We start from the raw sequence: 20,942 nt of genomic DNA on the forward strand, positions 1-20,942 counted from the left end.
ACGGTTTACACACAGGATTAAATCGCCATCAAATCTTCTTCTTTGGCAGCCAAGAGCTTGTCTGCCTCAGCAATATATTTGTCGGTCAACTTCTGAACCGCTTCCTCGCCACGGCGGGCTTCATCTTCAGAAATCTCTTTGTCTTTCAACAATTTTTTGATGTGGTCGTTTGCATCACGGCGCACATTGCGGATAGACACACGACCCTCTTCCGCCTCACCGCGTACCACTTTGATCAAATCTTTACGGCGTTCTTCAGTCAGCATAGGCATAGGGACACGGATCAAATCGCCGACAGAAGCAGGGTTCAGGCCCAAGTTGGAATCACGGATCGCTTTCTCAACTTTTGCAGCCATATTGCTCTCGAACGGTTTCACACCAATCGTACGCGCATCCAAAAGCGTCACGTTCGCCACTTGGCTCACAGGCACCATGCTGCCCCAGTATTCCACTTCCACTTGGTCGAGCAGGCCGGTATGCGCACGGCCGGTACGCACTTTAGCCAAATTGGCTTTCAATACTTCCAGAGAACGCTGCATTTTGCCTTCAGCTGTCTTTTGAATATCATTAATCATCTTATACTTTCAATTTCATAGGAATAAAACAGGATTAACCGAGAATAGTACCGTTAAACCGCCCCCACGACAAGGCTTTACGCCCCAACAGCCTTGTTTTCTAACCGATATTTAACATCAAACAAAATAAAGGCCGTCTGAAAATCTTTCAGACGGCCTTTTCCTTATTCAAATCCTACTCTCTATTCCGCTCATTCCAAAAGTAACGCCATACAAAGCATGGGAAAGCAAAAATCAGGTAGAGGCAGACAACGGTCGCGTAAAACTCCCAATCTTGGGCATGTACGGCTCCGGCACGTGATTCGAGGATATAGGCGAGGATCGCGGTAAGAAGGAAGCCTGCCAGCAATTCGATCAAGTGATGGCCGATATGTTTGCGTTTAAGGGCGATGATGCCGAAGAATTTGGTGGTAATAAATGGTGCGTTGGCAAAGATAAGTGCCAACAGCAAAAGAATGTACATGGATGCAGTCATGGTGGTCTTTCTGTTTTCAGACGGCCTGTGTGTGATTTTAACATGTTAAATGGGCATTCTTGCCTATCATTATCCGTAGAATATTCAATATCTTGATGATGCCCGCTTGATGATTGTTCAAAGGCTTGAGGCCGTCTGAACTTTGGGGATATTTCATCCGAATGCGAATCCTAACAAAAACGGCGACTTTGGAACAGCCGCCGTTGGTTTTGTTTGAAGCTTACAAGGTATTTTCCAATGCTTTGGCACACCAGTCGATAACGGTTTGCGGCATGATACCCCAGAGGAGCAGCAGGAAGGCATTGACCGTCAGGACAAATTTGGCGGCATAGTTGCTGCCGACCGGCTGGTCATGGTCAGGTGCATCGAAGTAGATGACTTTGATCACACGCAGGTAGTAGAACGCGCCAATCAGGGACATGATAACGGCAAACACTGACAACCAGACATAGCCTTGTTTCAAGAGCGCCATAATCACGCCGAACTTGGCATAGAAGCCCATCAGCGGCGGAATACCTGCCATGGAGAACATGGACAGCAACATCAGGAAGGCAAACCATGCATGGCGTTGGTTAAGACCCGCGAGGTCTTTAATGTTTTCACACTCAATGTCTTTGGTGGACAATACCATCAAAACACCGAAGCTGACTGCCGCCATCACAGCATAGGTAATGGCGTAATACAAACCAGCGGTAAAGCCGACCGCGCCTGCCATAAACGCCAACAGGATAAAGCCCATGTGCGATACGGTGGAATAGGCAAGCATACGTTTGATATTGGTTTGCATGATGGCGGCAAGGTTACCGACCACCAAAGATGCAACGGCAAGAATAGCCAACATCGGCGCCCAGTCTGAATGTATGGTACCCATACCGGTAACAAGGATACGGAACGCAAAGACAACGGCGGCGATTTTCGGAGCCGTACCCACAAAGGCGGTAACAGAGGTCGGCGCGCCATCGTACACATCGGGCACCCACATATGGAATGGAACCGCACCCAATTTAAATGCAATGGCGACCACAATAAACACCATACCCAATTTCAACAACCACTCATTGGCCTGTTCATTAAAAGCAGAAGCCAAGACGGAAGCAAAATCAAGGGAACCAGTGGCGCCGTAAACCATGGAAATACCATAGAGCAGCAGGCCGGAAGCCAATGCACCCAATACGAAGTATTTCAGCGCAGCTTCGGCAGAACGACCGGAATCGCGGCGTAGGGCAATCATGGCATACAGCGATAAAGACAACAATTCCAAACCGATATACGCAGTCAAGAAATGTGCAGAGCTGACCATGACGCTCATACCCAACAGGGCAAACAATGACAGGGTGTAAAACTCGCCTTTAAAGATTTGGCGGTCTTGGTTGTACGGTTTACTGTAAATAAACAGACCAAACGTCAGTGCATACAGCACCAGTTTTGCCAAACGGGACATGCCGTCTGCAATATACATACCGTGAAAGGCATCAACGCTGCCCTGCTCCCATACCGCCAATTGGGTAATGGCCACGACAATGACCGTTCCCAAACTCATCAGATGGGTCAGATAGCGGTTTTTATCGCAAATCCACAAGTCTGCCAGCAATACGACACCCAATAGCGCAAGCAGCACGATTTCGGGCATGGCGGGCATTAAATTCAAATCAGACCAGTTCATTTACACACCTCAAATCTTGCTTTGTGCCACATGGGCAATCAAATCGTTTGCCGCTTGATGGACCACTTCGATAAACGCTTGCGGATACAGACCCATACCCAAAACGGCAACCGCCAAAATCGCCAAAATCGCAAATTCTCGGCAATTGATGTCTTTCATTTCGGCAACGTGCGGATTGTGGATCGCACCAAAAATAACGCGTTTGTACATCCACAGGGTATAAGACGCACCGTAAATCAGGGTCATGGCAGCCAAAGCGCCTACCCAGAAATTCACTTTAACCGCGCCCATAATCACCATAAACTCGCCCACGAAGCCTGAAGTCGCAGGCAGACCGGCATTGGCCATACCGAACAACATCATAAACGCCGCAAACTTAGGCATCACATTGACCACGCCGCCATAATCGGCAATATTGCGGGTATGCAGGCGGTCGTACATCACGCCGATACACATAAACATTGCGGCAGACACAAAACCGTGGGAAATCATTTGAATGATTGCGCCTTTCAATGCCCAGTCATTCAGTTGGCCGTTCACAAACAGGAACATGCCCAAAGTGACAAAACCCATATGGCTGATGGAAGAGTACGCCACCAGTTTTTTCATATCGGTTTGCACCAAAGCCACCATACCGATATAAATCACGGCAATCAGGCTCAATACAATGATTACAGGGGCAAAATAGCGTGCCGCATCCGGCATAATCGGCAGGATAAAGCGCAAGAAACCATACGCACCCAGTTTCAGCGTAATCGCCGCCAACACCATCGAACCGCCGGTCGGCGCTTCAACGTGGGCATCCGGCAACCAAGTGTGCACGGGGAACATCGGCACTTTTACGGCAAATGACAGGAAGAACGCCACAAACAAAAGCTGTTGTACGCCCAATGGAATCTGTTTGATGTTTTGGAAATCGACAATAGAGAAGCTGCCTGTTTGATAGTACAGGTAAACCATGGCAACCAGCATCAAGAGCGAACCCATCAGCGTATAGAGGAACAGCTTGACCGACGCATAAACGCGGCGCGGGCCGCCCCATACACCGATAATCAGGTACAGCGGAATCAGCATACCCTCGAAGAACACATAAAACAGAATCGCATCCTGCGCGGCAAACGCACCATTAATCAAACCCGACATCATCAGGAATGCCGCCATATACTGCGCCGGACGTTTCTGAATGACTTCCCAACCGGCCAATACCACCAACAGTGTAATAAACGCATTCAAGATGATAAAGAGCACTGAAATACCGTCCACGCCCAATGCGTAGTTGATTTTCAGAAGCGGAATCCACTCGTGGAACTCGGTAAACTGATAGCCGCCGCTCAAACGGTCGAAACCGGTAAACAGGGGCAGCGTTACCAAGAAACCGGCAAGTGCACCCATGAAGGCAAGCACACGCGCCAGCGGCGCACGGCTGTCTTTACCGGTCGCCAAAACCAGCACACCTGCGGCGATGGGTATCCATATTGCCAAGCTGAGTAGGTAGTTGGAAAACATAGTGGTTAACCTGTGGTTAAAATAAAAATGTGTTTATGTGGATATTTCTTCGTTTCAGACGGCCTGAAGGTTTAAGGCCGTCTGAAACCTTATTCTTATCGGAACAATCCCCAGAAGGTCATGCCGAGCAGTACCAATACGCCGAATACCATAGCGGCGGCGTAGGTATAGATAAAGCCGGTTTGGGCTTTACGCACTTGCGCGGCAATCGCGCCGACCAGTTTGGCAGAGCCGTTGACGATACCGTTGTCGATAATGGCGGTATCGCCGACTTTCCAGAAGAAAGTACCCAATGCGCGTGTGCCTTTAGCGAAGACGTTGAAATACAGGGCGTCGAGGTAGTATTTGTTTTCAAACAAAACGTAAACCGGACGGAACGTCTGTGCAATTTTCGCAGGCAGGTGCGGCAGTTTGACGTACAGGAGCCATGCGCTCAAGACACCTGCAATAGCAAGGTAGAGTACAGGAGAATGCAGGCTGTGTAACACCATTGCCAATGCGCCGTGGAACTCTTCCTTCATGATGTGCATGGTCGGATGCGCGTCGGCATTGACAAAGATTACGTCTTTAAAGAAATCGCCGTAAAGCATAGGCTCAATGGCAACGTAGCCGATGATAACGGACGGAATGGCCAGCAGAATCAAAGGCAGGGTAACAACCAACGGGCTTTCGTGCGGATTGTCGTTTTTGCCCAAGCCGTGATGCTCTTCGCCATGATGATCATCATGATGCTCAGGCAGGCTGCGCCATTTTTCTTCGCCGTGGAACACCATAAAGTATTGGCGGAACGCATAGAACGCAGTAACAAACACGCTGACAAGGACGGCAAAATAAGCAAAGCCGCTGCCCGGCAGGGTGCTGTATTTCGCTGCTTCGATAATCGAATCTTTGGAGTAGAAGCCGGAGAAGAACGGCGTACCGATCAGCGACAAGTTACCAATCAGCATGGTCAGCCAAGTAATCGGCATGTATTTTTTCAGATTGCCCATGTGGCGCATGTCTTGGTCGTGATGCATACCGATAATGGCGCTACCCGCCGCCAAGAACAGCAAGGCTTTAAAGAAGGCGTGGGTCATGACGTGGAACATCGCCACGGAATAGGCGGACGCGCCCAGAGCCACGGTCATATAGCCCAGTTGCGACAGGGTGGAATACGCAACCACGCGCTTAATGTCGTTTTGAATCACGCCCAAGAAGCCCATAAACAGGGCGGTAATCGCGCCGATCACCATAATGACCGACAGCGCAGTGCTGCTCATTTCGTAAATCGGCGACATGCGCGACACCATGAACAGGCCCGCCGTAACCATTGTTGCAGCGTGAATCAATGCGGAAATCGGGGTCGGGCCTTCCATCGAGTCAGGCAGCCAGACGTGCAGCGGGAATTGTGCCGATTTACCCATCGCGCCCACAAACAACAGCAAACAGGTTACGGTAATCAACGACCATTCCACACCGGGGAAGAGCTGGATAGTGGCATTTTGGACGTTGGGCAGATAGGCGAATACGTCCTGATAGCGCAGGCTGCCGCCGAAATAGGCAAGCACCAAGCCGATACCGAGCAAAAAGCCGAAGTCGCCGACGCGGTTGATCAAAAAGGCTTTCAGGTTGGCGAAAATCGCGCTCGGACGTTTGAAATAGAAACCGATCAAGAGATACGACACCAAGCCCACCGCTTCCCAACCGAAGAAGAGCTGGACGAAGTTGTTGCTCATAATCAGCATCAACATGCTGAATGTAAACAAAGAAATATAGCTGAAGAAGCGTTGGTAGCCGACTTTTTCATCGTGCATATAGCCGATGGTGTAGATATGCACCATCAACGACACGCCCGTTACCACGACCATCATCATCGCCGTCATCGTATCAACCAAGAAGCCGACGGAGAAATCCAAGCCGCCCATTGTCAGCCAGGTATAGACGTTTTCGTCAAACTTGGCGCGGCTGCCGTCAATAAAGCCCCACAGCACATAAGCCGACAGCACGGCGGACACCGCCACGCCGAGTATCGTCACGGTATGCGCGCCGGCACGACCGATTTTGTTGCCGAACAAACCCGCAATCAACGAGCCTGCCAATGGAACAAGGGCAATTATCAAATATAAAGTCATATCGTTCATGATTACCCTTTCAACTCATCCAAATCGGCAACGTTGATTGTTTGTCGGTTGCGGTACACCAGCACCATAATCGCCAAACCGATGGCAGATTCGGCAGCGGCAACGGTCAGTACGAAGAATACGAAAATTTGTCCGGCAGTATCGCCCAAATGTTGCGAGAAAGCGATAAAGTTGAAGTTCACCGCCAAGAGCATCAGCTCGATAGACATCAACAATACCAGCACGTTTTTACGGTTCATAAAGATACCCATTGCGCTGATACCGAACAGGAGCGCACCCAATACCAGATAATGCGTCAAGGTAATCATGCTTTGCCCTCCCCTTCCGGTTTGAGGCCGTCTGAAACTTCGCTTTCTTCGGCAGATTCGACTTGCGGTTTGACCGCTTCCATTTTCACCAGACGCATACGGCCTTGGTCGGCGCGTACTTTAACTTGGTCGGCAGGATCCATACGTTTCGGATTGGTGGTTTTGCGGTGAACCAGCGCAATCGCGGCCACCATGCCCAACAGCAGCAATACCGCCGCCAATTCAAACGGCAACAGGTAGTCGGTATAAATACGGCTGCCCAAATCGCGGATATTGTTGTAATCGGCCGGAATGTCTTTCATCAGACCAAATGCGGCCAGGTTGGTTTTCGGATTGACCAGAATCAGAATCAGGGCAACTGCCAACAATGTGCCGACCACACCGGCAACAGGCGCATGACGCCAGAAACCGGCGCGCATTTCCTCAATGTCGATGTTCAACATCATCACAACGAACAGGAACAACACCATCACGGCGCCGACGTAAACCACCACCAACGTCACGCCCAAGAATTCGGCCTGCATCAGCATCCAAATCATCGCGCTCACGCAGAAGGTCAGCACTAAATGCAAAGCGGCATGCACTGGGTTTTTAGCGGTAACGGTACGAACCGCACCGTACAAAACGATGGCGGCAAGAATATAGAACAGAATCGCGGAAAAAGTCATTCGTCTGCTCCTTAACGATACGGCGCGTCAGCGGCTTTGCGCTTGGCGATTTCGGCTTCGTATTTGTCGCCAATGGCCAAAAGAATCGGCTTGGTCATGTGCAAGTCGCCTTTTTTCTCGCCGTGGTATTCAAAAATATGGGTTTCCACAATCGCATCGGTCGGGCAGGCCTCTTCGCAGAAACCACAGAAGATGCACTTGGTCAGGTCGATGTCGTAACGCTTGGTGCGGCGCGTGCCGTCTTCGCGTTCTTCCGATTCGATGTTAATCGCCATTGCCGGACAAACTGCCTCGCACAATTTACACGCAATACAGCGCTCTTCGCCGTTCGGATAACGACGTTGCGCGTGCAGGCCGCGGAAACGCACGGATTGCGGCGTTTTCTCTTCGGGGAAATAAATTGTGTCTTTGCGGGCAAAAAAGTTTTTGAGCGTTACGCCCATGCCTTTCACCAATTCGCCCAGCAGGAAGGTTTTTACTAAATTAGCCATTTTCGGATGCTCTTTTCGGATTGTTCTGTTTACAGGCCGTCTGAAAGCGGTTTTTTAACCTGCCGCGCCCACCATTTCTAAAAACTCTGCTTCGGTCAGCTTCGGGGTATCGTTGGCCAAGTCGTAATACGGAGCTTTGCAATCGATAAAGATTTGCGAAGTGGTTTCAAAGCCCGCGTTGTCGGCAAACAGCCCGGCGTTGATGTAATAATCGTTGCCAACTTTCACAAACAGATGTGTGCCGCAGTGTTTGCAAAAACAGCGTTGCGCCCATTCGGACGACTGATAATGCGCAATGTGTTCGCTGCCTGTAATTTCAGGCGACTGGGCGGCCAAAGTAAAAGACGCGCCGCCGCCCCATACGCGGCATTTTCCGCAATGGCAGGCGTGGAGTTCGCGGTTTTCGGCGGTTTCCAGTGATACTGCGCCACACAGACATTGAGCTTTCATTAGGTTCTCTCGGTTTGAAACGGTTAAAAATTTGGGTTATAGGCTACCTGAAAACTTTCAGACGGCCTCCCTGCCCTATTTCCACAAATTCAGCGGTGAAATCATCCACACGCCCAAAATCACGATGTAGGCGAAGCCGATCGGAATCAGCACTTTCCAGCCCAAACGCATGATTTGGTCGTAACGGTAGCGTGGGAAGGTTGCACGGATCCACAGATACCAGTACAGCACCGCCGCCATTTTCACAAACATCCAGAATGCGGAAGGCGTGCCGATCAAGCCCCAGCTTTGCGGGAACGGAGACAACCAGCCGCCGAGGAACATCAGCGATGTCAGCGCGGCAATCAGAATCATGAAAATGTATTCGGCGAGGAAGAACAGTGCGAATGCGAAGCCAGAGTATTCAACGTGGTGGCCGGCAACGATTTCAGATTCACCCTCTGCTACGTCAAACGGCGCGCGGTTGGTTTCGGCAACGGCGGAAATCAGATAGACGATGAAGATGGGGAAGAGCGGCAGCCAGTTCCAAGAGAATACCGAACCGCCGGCAATACCTTTAGCCTGCGCGGCAACGATGTCGGAGAAGTTCATGCTGCCCGATACCATCACGACGCACACCAGCGCGGCACTCATGGCAATCTCGTAGGAAATGCTTTGCGCCGAAGCACGCATTGCACCCAAGAACGAATATTTTGAGTTGGAAGCCCAGCCCGCGATAATCACGCCGTAAACCGACAGCGAGGTAATCATCAGGATGTACAAAAGGCCGATATTGATGTTGGTCAGCACCCATTCTTCGTTGAACGGAATCACTGCCCACGCTGCAAAAGACGGGGCGAGCGACATAATCGGGCCGATATAGAACAGGGCTTTGTTTGACAGCTTCGGACGAGTTACCTCTTTAAACAAGAGTTTGAACACGTCGGCAAACGGCTGAATCAGGCCCCACGGACCGGTTACGTTCGGGCCGACACGAAGCTGCATAAAGCCGATGACTTTACGTTCGAAATACGTCAGATAGGCAACGGTCAGAATCAGCGGAATCAGGATAATCACGATTTTGACGATGACGGATACCACCAAGCCTACGGTGATACCCAAATCGCCCAGACCGAGCGTTGCGGCAAAGAGGTTTTGGAACCATTCTTGCATGATCAAGCTCCCGCCAGTTCAATAGTGTCCATCAACGCACCCAGCGCGGCATTTTCGGTATGCAGCGGCAGATGCACCACGTTTTCAGGCAAACCGGCATCGGCTTTGACAGCAACCGATACGCTTGCGCCGTTTTGTTTGGCGACAGCGGTTTGTCCGTCTTGCAAGCCCAAGCGTGCCAATGTGTTCGGATTTACACGCGCGGCAGGCACGGCGGCATGGCTGGTTTCTTGCAACGGTGCGGAACGGCGCACGATAGAATCAGTGTGATAAATACCGACGCCGCCGACACGGACGAGGCGGTCTGAGGCCGTCTGAACGCCCTCCCCTGTCCATGTGCTGCGGTTGTCCAGTTTGGACGGCAGGCTTTCCGCATCCAGTGCATCTTTCAGAATCGCAGCGGTATCGTGGTATTCAAAACCTTTCAGGTCAAACAGGTTGCCCAATACGCGCAACACTTTCCACAACGGACGCGAATCGCCGAAGCCCTGAACGACACCGTGGAAGGATTGCAGACGGCCTTCCATATTGATGAAGCTGCCTGATGTTTCGGTAAACGGCGCAATCGGCAACAATACGTCGCACACGTCCAGCAGCGTTTCGCTGACAAACGGCGTAAACGCCATCACACTTTTCGCCTGTTTCAACGCGGCCACGGCTTTTGCACCGTCAACCGTATCGATTTCAGGCTCGACGTTGAGCAGCAAGACTGCCTGTTTCGGCGCGTTTGCCATTTCGGCAACGCTCTCGCCGGAGTTCACGCCCAATACGTCCGCACCAACGCTGTTGGCAGCTTGCGGCAAAATGCCCAGCACTGCGCCGGTCGCGTCTGCCAGCTCTTGCGCGGCGGCATAAATCGCGGCGTAATCAGGATGGTTTTGCACTTCCGCGCCCAAAATCACCGCTGCTTTTTCAGCGTTTTTCAGGCTCGCAGTAATCGCGTGTTCCGCATCGGCAGACAGGTTTTTCAGACGGCCTGCCCATTCGTCGGGATGTGCGGCTTCTTGAGACAGAAGCGGCATAAACAATTCTTCTTTACTGCTGGCCAATACGCTCAAGGCCATACGGTCTTTGGCGGCGCGGCGCAGGCGGGCGGTCAGGAGCGGCTGTTCTTTGCGCAAGTTCGCACCGACCACCAGTACGGCTTCGTTATCTGCCAGCGATTCGATACTTTGTCCCAACCATTGCGCACCATTGAGGTCGTCTGAAAGACGTTTGTCCAGTTGGCGCAGGCGAGTGGCGAAATTTTTAACGCCCAAGCCGTCGGCAAGTTTCTTAGCCAAATACAGTTCTTCGACCGTATTCATCGGGTTTGCCCAAATGCCGACTTGGTTTTGGTTGCCGTCTTTGGCGATGCATTCAATCGCGCTGCGGACATATTCCAGCGCGGTTTTCCAATCCACGTCCATCCACTCGCCGCCCTGTTTGATTTTTGGGTTTTTCAGACGACTTTCGTGATACAGGCCTTCGTAGGCGAAACGGTCGCGGTCGGACAGCCAGCATTCGTTAATCGCTTCGTTTTCCAGCGGCAGCACGCGGCGGACGGTATGGTCTTTGGTTTGCACAATCAGGTTACTGCCCAAAGCGTCATGGGCGGAAACGGATTTGCGGCGGTTCAATTCCCAAGTACGCGCGTTGAAGCGGAACGGTTTGCTGGTCAATGCGCCGACAGGACACAAATCGATGACGTTGCCTGACAATTCGGTTTCCACTGCTTTGCCGATAAAAGGCATGATCTCGGAATGTTCGCCGCGGTTGGCCATGGCGATTTCTTGCACGCCGGCGATTTCTTCAGTGAAACGAACGCAACGGGTACAGTGGATACAACGGCTCATTTCCTCGGCGGAAACCAAAGGACCCATGTCTTTGCCGACGACAGAACGTTTTTCTTCGGTATAGCGGCTGGTAGTTTTGCCGTAGCCCATCGCCAAATCCTGCAACTGGCATTCGCCGCCTTGGTCGCAGGTCGGACAATCAAGCGGATGGTTGATGAGCAGGAACTCCATCACGCCTTCTTGCGCCTCTCGGGCTTTTGCCGAATGCGTACGCACAATCATGCCGTCTGTAACCGGCGTGGCACAGGCGGGCAGAGGTTTGGGGGCTTTTTCCACGTCCACCAAACACATACGGCAGTTGGCGGCGATGGAAAGTTTTTTGTGGTAACAGAAATGCGGGATATAAGTACCGAGCTTGTGCGCGGCTTCAATCACCGTCGCGCCCTGCTCCACAGATACCTGTTTGCCGTCGATTTCGATTTGTAACATGGTTCGTTCCTAGTTACGGGTATTTAATAAATAATTCTTTTAGAGGCCGTCTGAAAACTTAGCACCACTTATTCGGTTTCATCGGTCCGCCATGTTCGATGTAATGCACAAACTCATCACGGAAATGCTTGGTAAAGCTGCGGACGGGGAAGACGGCGGCATCAGCAAGGGCGCAGATGGTGCGGCCTGCCATTTGGTTACCGATAGAATCCAGCAGATCTAAGTCTTCCATGCGGCCTTTGCCTTCTACGATGCGGTGGACGATGCGGTAGAGCCAGCCCGTACCTTCTCGGCAAGGCGTACATTGGCCGCAAGACTCGTCGTAGTAGAAGTAGCTCAGACGCTCAAGGGCTTTCACCATGCACACGTCTTCGTCCATGACGATAATCGCGCCGGAACCCAGCATCGAGCCTGCTTTGGAAATCGAGTCATAGTCCATATTGGTCTGCATCATGATATCGGCAGGCAAAACTGGCGCGGACGAACCGCCGGGAATGACGGCTTTAAGTTTTTTACCGCCGCGCATACCGCCCGCCATTTTCAGGACTTCGGCAAACGGCGTACCCAATGGCACTTCATAGTTGCCCGGACGCTCGACGTGGCCGGAAATACAGAACAATTTGGTACCGCCTGCATTCGGAATACCTTTATCGGCAAATGCCTGTCCACCGTCACGGATAATGAAGGGGACGGAGGAGAATGTTTCGGTATTGTTGATGGTGGTCGGTTTGCCATACAGGCCGAATGAAGCAGGGAATGGCGGTTTAAAGCGCGGCTGGCCTTTTTTGCCTTCCAGCGATTCGAGCAATGCGGTTTCTTCGCCGCAGATGTATGCACCGTAGCCGTGGTGGGCGAAGAGTTCAAATTCAAAATCCGAACCCAAAATATTTTTACCCAAAAAGCCTGCGGCACGCGCTTGCTCCAAAGCGGCTTCAAAGCGTTGGTAGCCTTCAAAAATTTCGCCGTGGATGTAGTTGTAGCCGGCTTTCGCACCCATCGCGTAACCGGCAATAATCATGCCTTCAATCAGGGCATGAGGATTGAACATGATGATGTCGCGGTCTTTAAATGTACCCGGCTCGCCTTCGTCGGTGTTACAAACCACATATTTTTCACCCGGGAAGGAACGGGGCATAAAGCTCCATTTCAAACCAGTTGGGAAGCCCGCACCACCACGACCTCGCAAGCCGGAGGTTTTGACTTCGTCAATCACATCGGTTTGCGAGATGTTTTCGGACAGGATTTTACGCAGGGCGGTATAGCCGCCACGTTTGACGTATTCGTCCAATGTCCAGCAATCGGGATTGGCGGTATCCACTTGGTCAAAAATCACGCCTGATTGGTAAATAGCCATTTTTGGTTTTGCCTAACTTAACTTTTAGGGTTTCTTTTTTATTTTCAGGTAACCGGAAAATTTATTTAGCGTACACGCTTATAATCATCCAATTTGATAATGCCATTTTTTTCTACAACTTTTACATCAGTAACGCCTTTGTGCCCCATGTCTCGATAACTCACACGGTACCAACCTTTATTTTTAATAATAGGCTGGATATTAGATAAAATACTCGTGCCGTCACCATCTTGCGCTTCTGTCCGTAGTTCCCAAGTGCCATAACAAAGAGCATCTTCACAATCATATTCAGCACTATAAGCACGTTCTAATTTTTTCAAAAAGCGAGATGTCCCGAAACGTTGCGCATCGACACCTAATTCTTCGTTACCAAAAACATACTGCTTATAAAATTGAGAAATAATTTCGTTGGCTTCACTATCTGTAAAATCTGCAAACGCATAATTGGTTGTAGCAACAAATAATGAAATAGCTAAAATAACTTTTCTCATAATTTAAAGCCTTCCTTATCGAAAAGTTTCAGACGACCTTTTATTTCAGTTCGGCAAGTTTCTTGTCAATCGCCTCTTCAGTCATAAAGCTGCACATACTGTGGTTGTTGACCAGCATGACAGGTGCGTCGCCGCATGCGCCCATGCATTCACCTTCGACAAGGGTAAATTTGCCGTCAGGCGTGGTTTCGCCGTAGCCGATACCGAGTTTTTGTTTGAGGTATTCGCCGGTAGCCATACCGCCGCGCAGGGCGCAGGGCAGGTTGGTACAAACGGTCAGTTTGTATTTGCCGACAGGCTCAAGGTCGTACATATTGTAGAAAGTAGCGACTTCGTAGGCTTGTGCAGGCGAGATACCGATATAGTCTGCGACAAAAGCGATGGTCTCAGGAGCGAGCCAGCCTTTTTCGGTCTGGGCAATACGCAATGCGCCCATAATGGCGGATCGGCGTTGGTCGGCAGGATATTTTGCCAACTCAATATCAATTTGTTTTAAGGATTCTGCGGATAACATTATCGGTCAACCTCCCCGAATACGATGTCCTGCGTACCGATAATGGCAACGACGTCGGCCAGCATGTGGCCTTTTGCCATTTCGTCCATGCCTTGCAGGTGGGCGAAGCCGGGTGCGCGGATTTTCAGGCGGTAGGGTTTGTTTGCGCCGTCTGAAATGATGTAAACGCCGAACTCGCCTTTCGGGTGTTCGACAGCGGTGTAGGTCTCGCCCTCGGGAACATGCATACCCTCGGTAAAGAGTTTGAAATGGTGAATCAGGTCTTCCATACCTGTTTTCATTTCGGTACGTTTGGGCGGAGCGAATTTGTGGTTTGTGGTGATGACCGGGCCGGGATTCACGCGCAGCCAGTCAACGCATTGTTTGATGATGCGTACGGATTGGCGCATTTCTTCCATGCGGCAGAGGTAGCGGTCGTAGCAGTCGCCGTTGACACCGACGGGGATGTCGAAATCCATTTGGTCGTACACTTCATACGGTTGTTTCTTACGTACGTCCCATTCCACGCCCGAACCGCGCAGCATGACGCCGGTAAAGCCTTTTTGCATGGCACGTTCGGGGGAGACGACGCCGATACCAACGGTACGCTGTTTCCAGATGCGGTTGTCGGTTAGGAGGGTTTCGAGTGTGTCGATGTTTTTCGGGAAGCGTTCGCAGAAGGCGTCGATGAAGTCTAGCATGGTACCTTCGCGGGATTCGTTGAGCTGCTTCAGTACTTTGGCGTTGCGGAATTTGCTGCTCTCGTATTTGGGCATGAAGTCGGGCAGGTCGCGGTAAACGCCGCCGGGACGGAAGTAGGCGGCGTGCATACGCGCGCCGGAAACGGCTTCGTACAAGTCCATCAGCTCTTCGCGATCGCGGAAGGCGTAGAGAATGGCGGTCATCGCGCCGATGTCGAAAGCGTGCGAACCGATGCCCATCAGGTGATTGAGGATGCGCGTTACTTCGGCGAACATGACGCGGATGTATTGGGCGCGGATAGGCACATCAATGCCGGCAAGTTTTTCTACTGCCAAACAATACGCCTGCTCGTTGACCATCATGGAAACGTAGTCCAGCCTATCCATATAAGGCAGGGCTTGCAGGTAGGTTTTGGTTTCCGCCAGTTTTTCGGTGCCTCGGTGCAAGAGGCCGATATGCGGGTCGGCACGGACGATGGTTTCGCCCTCCAACTCCAAAATCATACGCAATACGCCGTGCGCCGCAGGGTGTTGCGGGCCGAAGTTGATGGTGTAGTTTCTTAATTTATTGGCCACCGTAGTTCTCCTCACGGACGATACGCGGCGTGATTTCGCGCGGCTCGATGGTAACAGGTTGGTAAATCACGCGTTTTTGTTCTTCGTCGTAACGCATTTCCACATAGCCGGAAATCGGGAAGTCTTTGCGGAACGGGTGTCCGACGAAGCCGTAATCGGTCAGAATGCGGCGCAGGTCGGGATGGTTGTTGAACATGATGCCGTACAAATCAAAGGCTTCACGCTCGTACCAATCCGCGCTGTTATAAACGGGAACTACGGATTCGACCACAGGGAAATCGTCGTCTGAAACCCAGACGCGCACGCGGATGCGCTGATTGTTTTTAACGGAAAGAAGCTGACTGACAACGGTGAAGCGTTTGCCCTGCCATGCTTCGTTTTTGTAAGTGCTGTAATCGACGCCGCACAAATCGACCAAAAGCTCGAAATGCAGTTCTTCATGGTCGCGCAACGTGGTCATCACTGAAACATAGTGTTCGGGCAGACACTCAACGGTAATCTCGCCCAAAGCGGAAATGACTTTGCTTGCCTGATTGCCCAAAACGCGGCTGACGGTCTCGTATAAGTTTTGAATGCTTGCCATATCGTCCTCTCCTTACTCGTCACGCGCGATGGTGGAAGTGCGCTTGATTTTTTGTTGGAGCTGAATCAGGCCGTAAATCAGGGCTTCCGCAGTCGGTGGACAACCCGGCACATAAACGTCTACCGGCACGACGCGGTCGGCACCGCGCACAACGGAATAAGAATAATGATAATAGCCGCCGCCGTTGGCACACGAACCCATAGACAAGACCCAACGCGGCTCGGCGAGCTGGTCGTACACGCGGCGCAGGGCGGGCGCCATTTTATTGGTGAGCGTACCCGCCACAATCATCAGGTCGGCCTGACGTGGGGACGGACGGAAAATGATGCCGAAACGGTCAAGGTCATAACGCGCCATACCCGCATGCATCATTTCCACGGCGCAGCAGGCCAAGCCGAAAGTAACCGGCCACAATGAACCGGTACGCATATAGTTCAACACCGTATCCGCGCTGGTGGTGATGAAACCTTTTTTCAAAACGCCTTCTATTCCCATTCCAGCGCACCTTTTTTCCATTCGTAAATAAAGCCTACCGTCAGAACGACGATAAACACCAGCATAGACCAGAAGCCGTATGCGCCCAAATCTTTGAACACGACAGCCCACGGCAACATGAACGCGACCTCCAAATCAAACAGGATGAAGAGGATGGCGACGAGGTAATAGCGCACGTCGAACTTCATCCTTGCGTTTTCAAAGGCTTCAAAACCGCATTCGTAAGCCGCGTCTTTTTCGGCATAGTGGCGTTTCGGGCCTAAAATTGTGCCGAGCAGAATAAACAGCACACCGGCCGCAAGGCCGACGAGGATGAATACGAGGACGGGAAAGTAACTGGCCAACATGGTCGTACCTAACTGGTTGACAAACAAATCTTAAAAATAGATTACCATTTTATCGAATTTCAAAAGCCATTTAAAGGTAAATATCAGCAAATCAGTAAAAAAACACTAATAAATTCAATAAAGTTATGAGAACAATTCTTATTCTTATCTAATATTTTACAATTTTAATTTCATTTTAATCATGTATCATTTAATTCGGGTTTTACACCTGTCCGATTTACTTCAAAAATCTGGAAAACCGCCCTTTCCCAAACCTCAATAAAAACATCAGGCCGTCTGAAAACTGATTCTTTTCAGACGGCCTGTGTACATCACATTATTTTAAATAGAAAAATCAATCGACACCTTTGAGCATGCGGTTCAATACCGGGGCGAGTACCAGCAGGATACCGCAGGTTACTGCGCCGATGGTGGCCAGCATCCAGTAGAAATCCAATGGCGACTGAGCATTGTAGTAGTCTTTAAACAACACTCCGCCCAAGGTAAAGCCGATAGACAATGCCAAAAAATTCAACGCAACCATTTGTGTTTTAAACATGCTCGGTGCGATTTTGGTGGAAAACGACAGCGAAATCGGCGACAGCATCAACTCGCCTATCGTAATCGCCAGCAACACCAGCATAAACACGATAATCGGCATCGGGGTCTCGGATGAAATATACGGAATGAAACACAAATAAGAGACGCCGGTTACCAACATGGCCAGCGCAAACTTCAACGGCGTTTTAGGTTGGCGTTTGCCCATTTTCGTCCACACCGCCGCCATCACGCCGGAGAAGAGAACCACCCACATGGCCTGTATCGAGTCTTTCCATGAAACAGGCACGGTAAAGCCGAAGAAAGTACGGTCGACCGTTTCGTCGAAATAAACCGTTGCAACGGTGTACACTTGAAACCAAACCGCCCAGAACATACAAATGGTCAAAAACAACGGAATATAGGCCATGATGTAACGTTTATTGGCTGCCTCAACCTGGCTGCTGCCCAGCAGGCGTGCAAAATAAGCGATAACGGTGATAATGACCACGCCCAAGAGCCAGCGTGAAAAGTTTTCAAGATTGAGCGCGCCGGAAGCAATCACGCTGCCCAACACCAAAACCAGCAACACGCCGACAGCTATTGCAGTCTGTACCTTTTCAGGGCGCAACGGATTGGGAGCCGGCGTATGCGGCAGGTCTTTACGGCCACGTGAATACCACAGCAGGCCAAATGCCATACCGACGGCCGCCGCGCCAAAGCCATAATGAAAACCCATGCGGTCTTGCAAAATACCGGTCAACAAAGGGCCTAAGAAACCACCGATATTGATGGAAATATAGAAAATGGAGAAACCGGCATCGCGCAATTCGCGCAGATCGTCCCGTTCATACAAAGAACCGACCATCGAACTGGCAGACGATTTCACGCCGCCGCTGCCCAGCGCGATAAACACCAAGCCCAACAGCAATCCCATCAAGCCCGGCACAATCGCCAATAAAATATGACCGGTCATCACGACGATACCGGAGATAAACAGGGTACGTTCCGAGCCCCAAATGCGGTCGGCCAACCATGCGCCGAGAATAGTGGACAGGTAAACGCTGCCGCCATATGCGCCAACGATACCGCCGGCCAAAGCCTTATCCATACCCAAGCCGCCTTGATTCGCGGCGTAATACAGATAAATCAACAGGATGCCCTGCATACCGTAGAAGGAAAAACGTTCCCACAGCTCAATATGGAATAGGGTGGATAATTGCAAAGGATGGCCGAAGAAGGTTTTCTCGGCAGAAGACGGCTTTTGACCGGACATTATGAGTTCTCCTATATATTAGACAGACTTAGGCTTCAGACGGCCTGTTATACCTACCAATCATTTTTATGGAAGCCATATATTACCGCTAATCTTTGCATTTGCAAAACATTAAAAAGCATATTTTTACAGAAAGATTAAGATTCGTATCTAAAAAGAACTCAATAGCTACATAACAAGGATATCGCGGCCATCTCCGTCATGCCCTACATATTCAAAAACCCATTAATTTTTAGATTTTCTATATTGTATTTTTCATGTGGCCGAAAACGGATATATTTACTACGTTCAGCATTCCTTTTAGGCTGATAGGACTTTAGCTTATTCAAATAGATAGAACCTTTTACCTGCTGGAAATATAAATCATCGAAGTAGGTGTAGTTACTGCCATATTCAACAACAAACAGGCCGTCTGAAATCTTTCAGACGGCCTGTTTATCTCTTACGGTTTACACACCTTGTTTCAGGCTGGCTTCGATGAAGCCGTCCAAGTCGCCGTCCAATACGGCTTTGGTGTTGCCGACTTCGTAGCCTGTACGCAAGTCTTTGATGCGTGAGGAATCCAAAACGTATGAGCGGATTTGGCTGCCCCAACCCACATCGGATTTACCTTCTTCCAACGCCTGTTTCTCTTCGTTGCGTTTGCGCATTTCCAATTCATACAGTTTGGATTTCAACATTTCCATCGCAGCGGCTTTGTTGGCGTGTTGCGAACGGTCGTTTTGACATTGAACCACAATCCCCGTCGGCTCGTGGGTAATACGCACGGCGGAGTCGGTTTTGTTAATGTGCTGACCACCGGCACCGGATGCACGGTAAGTGTCGATACGCAAATCGGCCGGGTTGATTTCGATTTCGATGGAGTCGTCGATTTCGGGGTAAACGAACACGGATGAGAAAGACGTGTGGCGTTTGTTGTTCGAGTCAAACGGCGAATAGCGAACCAGGCGGTGAACGCCGGTTTCGGTACGCAGCAGGCCGTAGGCGTATTCGCCTTCAACGCGGATGGTAGCGCGGTTAATGCCTGCGATTTCGCCGTCGTCTTCTTCAAGGATTTCGATTTTGAAGCCTTTGCGCTCGGCGTAACGGCTGTACATGCGGAACAGCATGCCCGCCCAGTCTTCGGCTTCGGTACCGCCTGCGCCTGCGGTGATGTCGATAAAGCAGTTGTTCGGGTCGGCGGGCTGGTTGAACATCCGTTTGAACTCCAAATCCGCCATCTGTTTTTCCAGTCCCGCCACGTCTTCCTGCACGGCGGCGAAACCGTCTTCGTCGTTTTCTTCGACAGTCATTTCGATCAGCATTCGGTTGTCTTCGATGCCCGACGCGATGTTGTCGAGCGTCAATACGATGCCTTCAAGGATTTTGCGCTCTTTGCCGATTTCTTGGGCGCGTTTCGGTTCATTCCACAGCTCAGGGTCTTCGGAAAGGCCGATGACTTCTTCCAATCGGTCCTTCTTGCCCTGATAGTCCATATAGACGCGGATGTCTTCGCTGCGCTTTTCCAAATCGTTCAGGGTGTTGTTGAGCTGGTTGATTACTTCGGCTTCCATGATTCTTGTGTGCTTTCAGAATTTTAGGGGCGTATTGTAAGGGATTTGCCTGTTTTTTTCCATGACCGGGCCGTCTGAAAATGTGCGGTTCGGGTTTTCAGACGGCCTCGGTTTTGAATTTTTCCATCCAAAGCCGCCAGTCGTTGTCTATCGGCGCTTGTACGGTCATTCGGCTGCCGTCTTCTATGCTTTGAAAACTGAGGCTTCGCGCGTGTAACATCAGGCGTTGCGTGCCGATATGTTCGGCAACGGCATGGTTTTGGCGCAAATCGCCGTAGTTGGTGTCGCCGACGATGGGGTGGAAAATGTGTTTCATATGGCGGCGGAGTTGGTGTTTGCGGCCGGTGTGCGGCGTAAGTTCGGCCCACGAATAACGCGAGGTCGGATAACGCAGCGCGGATTGGAACGGCAACTCGGTTTGTGCCAGACAACGGTAGGCGGTTTGCGCTTCCTGCAATGTGGCTTCGGTCTGCGCTTCGGCGATTTTGTCAGGCATATATTTGAGGGCGTAATCAATCAGGCCGTCTGAAGGCAGATGACCGCGAACTATCGCCCAATAAGTTTTTTCGATAGTTTTGTTTTCAAACTGCTGCGTCAATAACCGTGCGGCTTCCGTATCGAGGGCAAACAACAAGACGCCGGAAGTCGGGCGGTCGAGGCGGTGGACGGGATAAACGTGCTGCCCGATTTGATCGCGCAGGGTCTGCACGGCAAAACGGGTTTCGTGTTTGTCTAACCAGCTTCGGTGTACCAGCATTCCGGCAGGTTTGTTGACGGCGATGGTGCGGCTGTCGCGGTGGATAATATCGAGCATGGCGGAGCAGTTGAATAAAAGCAGATATTGTAACGGGCTTTTGAAGATGTGGCAGAAACACTTGCCGCCGA

21 protein-coding genes are annotated in these 20,942 nt (G+C 50.9%); all 21 read right to left on the minus strand.

From position 1 onward, the window contains the following. Positions 1-17 precede the first annotated feature (17 nt). Positions 18-575, minus strand: a complete 558-nt coding sequence (frr, locus tag ACTHTQ_RS08005) for a ribosome recycling factor (RefSeq protein WP_440363608.1) — start codon at positions 573-575, stop codon at positions 18-20. A 175-nt stretch (positions 576-750) separates the two neighbouring features. Further along, the gene (locus ACTHTQ_RS08010; RefSeq protein ID WP_003686671.1) at positions 751-1,050 is read right to left on the minus strand and encodes a DUF2818 family protein; all 300 of its coding nucleotides are present in this window, start codon (positions 1,048-1,050) and stop codon (positions 751-753) included. Between the two features lie 220 nt (positions 1,051-1,270). After that, positions 1,271-2,713: an NADH-quinone oxidoreductase subunit NuoN gene (gene nuoN, locus ACTHTQ_RS08015; protein WP_440363609.1), complete on the minus strand. Its 1,443-nt coding sequence runs from the start codon at positions 2,711-2,713 to the stop codon at positions 1,271-1,273. A gap of 9 nt (positions 2,714-2,722) precedes the next feature. Beyond that, positions 2,723-4,219: an NADH-quinone oxidoreductase subunit M gene (locus ACTHTQ_RS08020; RefSeq protein ID WP_070461043.1), complete on the minus strand. Its 1,497-nt coding sequence runs from the start codon at positions 4,217-4,219 to the stop codon at positions 2,723-2,725. Between the two features lie 95 nt (positions 4,220-4,314). Beyond that, entirely contained in the window at positions 4,315-6,339 is a 2,025-nt protein-coding gene (gene nuoL, locus ACTHTQ_RS08025) for an NADH-quinone oxidoreductase subunit L (protein WP_440363610.1), read from the minus strand. Between the two features lie 2 nt (positions 6,340-6,341). After that, entirely contained in the window at positions 6,342-6,647 is a 306-nt protein-coding gene (gene nuoK / locus ACTHTQ_RS08030; RefSeq protein ID WP_002215628.1) for an NADH-quinone oxidoreductase subunit NuoK, read from the minus strand. Continuing rightward, positions 6,644-7,315 carry an NADH-quinone oxidoreductase subunit J gene (locus tag ACTHTQ_RS08035; RefSeq protein ID WP_283121430.1) on the minus strand — a complete coding sequence of 224 codons (672 nt, stop codon included), beginning with the start codon at positions 7,313-7,315 and terminating at the stop codon, positions 6,644-6,646. Before ACTHTQ_RS08035 ends, nuoK begins: the two co-directional genes overlap by 4 nt. 11 nt (positions 7,316-7,326) lie before the next feature. After that, positions 7,327-7,806, minus strand: coding sequence for an NADH-quinone oxidoreductase subunit NuoI (gene nuoI / locus ACTHTQ_RS08040; protein WP_002216341.1), 480 nt, complete (start codon positions 7,804-7,806; stop codon positions 7,327-7,329). 54 nt (positions 7,807-7,860) lie between these two features. After that, positions 7,861-8,256, minus strand: a complete 396-nt coding sequence (locus ACTHTQ_RS08045; protein WP_003686531.1) for a GFA family protein — start codon at positions 8,254-8,256, stop codon at positions 7,861-7,863. 75 nt (positions 8,257-8,331) lie between these two features. Then, complete coding sequence (nuoH, locus tag ACTHTQ_RS08050; RefSeq protein WP_118997801.1) at positions 8,332-9,408, minus strand: NADH-quinone oxidoreductase subunit NuoH; 1,077 nt, start codon at positions 9,406-9,408, stop codon at positions 8,332-8,334. A 2-nt stretch (positions 9,409-9,410) separates the two neighbouring features. Beyond that, positions 9,411-11,672, minus strand: coding sequence for an NADH-quinone oxidoreductase subunit NuoG (gene nuoG, locus ACTHTQ_RS08055; RefSeq protein ID WP_440363611.1), 2,262 nt, complete (start codon positions 11,670-11,672; stop codon positions 9,411-9,413). Positions 11,673-11,730: 58 nt separating this feature from the next. Beyond that, on the minus strand, positions 11,731-13,026 hold the full coding sequence (gene nuoF, locus ACTHTQ_RS08060) for an NADH-quinone oxidoreductase subunit NuoF (protein ID WP_003676995.1): 1,296 nt from the start codon (positions 13,024-13,026) through the stop codon (positions 11,731-11,733). A 65-nt stretch (positions 13,027-13,091) separates the two neighbouring features. Further along, positions 13,092-13,517 carry a hypothetical protein gene (locus tag ACTHTQ_RS08065; RefSeq protein WP_440363612.1) on the minus strand — a complete coding sequence of 142 codons (426 nt, stop codon included), beginning with the start codon at positions 13,515-13,517 and terminating at the stop codon, positions 13,092-13,094. 40 nt (positions 13,518-13,557) lie between these two features. Next, a complete protein-coding gene (nuoE, locus tag ACTHTQ_RS08070) occupies positions 13,558-14,031 on the minus strand; it encodes an NADH-quinone oxidoreductase subunit NuoE (RefSeq protein ID WP_049332996.1) in 474 nt (157 codons plus the stop codon). Then, the gene (nuoD, locus tag ACTHTQ_RS08075) at positions 14,031-15,287 is read right to left on the minus strand and encodes an NADH dehydrogenase (quinone) subunit D (RefSeq protein ID WP_070497252.1); all 1,257 of its coding nucleotides are present in this window, start codon (positions 15,285-15,287) and stop codon (positions 14,031-14,033) included. Before nuoD ends, nuoE begins: the two co-directional genes overlap by 1 nt. Next, the gene (locus tag ACTHTQ_RS08080; protein WP_440363613.1) at positions 15,277-15,870 is read right to left on the minus strand and encodes an NADH-quinone oxidoreductase subunit C; all 594 of its coding nucleotides are present in this window, start codon (positions 15,868-15,870) and stop codon (positions 15,277-15,279) included. Before ACTHTQ_RS08080 ends, nuoD begins: the two co-directional genes overlap by 11 nt. Positions 15,871-15,882: 12 nt before the next feature. Next, on the minus strand, positions 15,883-16,365 hold the full coding sequence (locus ACTHTQ_RS08085) for a NuoB/complex I 20 kDa subunit family protein (protein ID WP_002215610.1): 483 nt from the start codon (positions 16,363-16,365) through the stop codon (positions 15,883-15,885). Further along, the gene (locus ACTHTQ_RS08090; protein WP_003686600.1) at positions 16,356-16,712 is read right to left on the minus strand and encodes an NADH-quinone oxidoreductase subunit A; all 357 of its coding nucleotides are present in this window, start codon (positions 16,710-16,712) and stop codon (positions 16,356-16,358) included. Before ACTHTQ_RS08090 ends, ACTHTQ_RS08085 begins: the two co-directional genes overlap by 10 nt. A gap of 334 nt (positions 16,713-17,046) precedes the next feature. Continuing rightward, complete coding sequence (locus tag ACTHTQ_RS08095) at positions 17,047-18,504, minus strand: oligopeptide:H+ symporter (protein ID WP_440363614.1); 1,458 nt, start codon at positions 18,502-18,504, stop codon at positions 17,047-17,049. A 449-nt stretch (positions 18,505-18,953) separates the two neighbouring features. Next, positions 18,954-20,057, minus strand: a complete 1,104-nt coding sequence (gene prfB / locus ACTHTQ_RS08100) for a peptide chain release factor 2 (protein ID WP_440363615.1) — start codon at positions 20,055-20,057, stop codon at positions 18,954-18,956. A gap of 97 nt (positions 20,058-20,154) precedes the next feature. Continuing rightward, positions 20,155-20,871, minus strand: coding sequence for a tRNA pseudouridine(65) synthase TruC (gene truC, locus ACTHTQ_RS08105; RefSeq protein WP_049328752.1), 717 nt, complete (start codon positions 20,869-20,871; stop codon positions 20,155-20,157). Positions 20,872-20,942 lie beyond the last annotated feature (71 nt).

The sequence above is a fragment of the Neisseria sp. P0020.S003 genome (assembly GCF_051957095.1).
GTDB lineage: Bacteria > Pseudomonadota > Gammaproteobacteria > Burkholderiales > Neisseriaceae > Neisseria > Neisseria subflava.

Bases quoted from the DNA above. Each gene is read 5' to 3' on its own strand.
- frr (WP_440363608.1), bottom strand. From the start codon at position 575: ATGATTAATGATATTCAAAAGACAGCTGAAGGCAAAATGCAGCGTTCT.
- ACTHTQ_RS08010 (WP_003686671.1), bottom strand. From the start codon at position 1,050: ATGACTGCATCCATGTACATTCTTTTGCTGTTGGCACTTATCTTTGCC.
- nuoN (WP_440363609.1), bottom strand. From the start codon at position 2,713: ATGAACTGGTCTGATTTGAATTTAATGCCCGCCATGCCCGAAATCGTG.
- ACTHTQ_RS08020 (WP_070461043.1), bottom strand. From the start codon at position 4,219: ATGTTTTCCAACTACCTACTCAGCTTGGCAATATGGATACCCATCGCC.
- nuoL (WP_440363610.1), bottom strand. From the start codon at position 6,339: ATGAACGATATGACTTTATATTTGATAATTGCCCTTGTTCCATTGGCA.
- nuoK (WP_002215628.1), bottom strand. From the start codon at position 6,647: ATGATTACCTTGACGCATTATCTGGTATTGGGTGCGCTCCTGTTCGGT.
- ACTHTQ_RS08035 (WP_283121430.1), bottom strand. From the start codon at position 7,315: ATGACTTTTTCCGCGATTCTGTTCTATATTCTTGCCGCCATCGTTTTG.
- nuoI (WP_002216341.1), bottom strand. From the start codon at position 7,806: ATGGCTAATTTAGTAAAAACCTTCCTGCTGGGCGAATTGGTGAAAGGC.
- ACTHTQ_RS08045 (WP_003686531.1), bottom strand. From the start codon at position 8,256: ATGAAAGCTCAATGTCTGTGTGGCGCAGTATCACTGGAAACCGCCGAA.
- nuoH (WP_118997801.1), bottom strand. From the start codon at position 9,408: ATGCAAGAATGGTTCCAAAACCTCTTTGCCGCAACGCTCGGTCTGGGC.
- nuoG (WP_440363611.1), bottom strand. From the start codon at position 11,672: ATGTTACAAATCGAAATCGACGGCAAACAGGTATCTGTGGAGCAGGGC.
- nuoF (WP_003676995.1), bottom strand. From the start codon at position 13,026: ATGGCTATTTACCAATCAGGCGTGATTTTTGACCAAGTGGATACCGCC.
- ACTHTQ_RS08065 (WP_440363612.1), bottom strand. From the start codon at position 13,517: ATGAGAAAAGTTATTTTAGCTATTTCATTATTTGTTGCTACAACCAAT.
- nuoE (WP_049332996.1), bottom strand. From the start codon at position 14,031: ATGTTATCCGCAGAATCCTTAAAACAAATTGATATTGAGTTGGCAAAA.
- ACTHTQ_RS08080 (WP_440363613.1), bottom strand. From the start codon at position 15,870: ATGGCAAGCATTCAAAACTTATACGAGACCGTCAGCCGCGTTTTGGGC.
- ACTHTQ_RS08085 (WP_002215610.1), bottom strand. From the start codon at position 16,365: ATGGGAATAGAAGGCGTTTTGAAAAAAGGTTTCATCACCACCAGCGCG.
- ACTHTQ_RS08090 (WP_003686600.1), bottom strand. From the start codon at position 16,712: ATGTTGGCCAGTTACTTTCCCGTCCTCGTATTCATCCTCGTCGGCCTT.
- ACTHTQ_RS08095 (WP_440363614.1), bottom strand. From the start codon at position 18,504: ATGTCCGGTCAAAAGCCGTCTTCTGCCGAGAAAACCTTCTTCGGCCAT.
- prfB (WP_440363615.1), bottom strand. From the start codon at position 20,057: ATGGAAGCCGAAGTAATCAACCAGCTCAACAACACCCTGAACGATTTG.
- truC (WP_049328752.1), bottom strand. From the start codon at position 20,871: ATGCTCGATATTATCCACCGCGACAGCCGCACCATCGCCGTCAACAAA.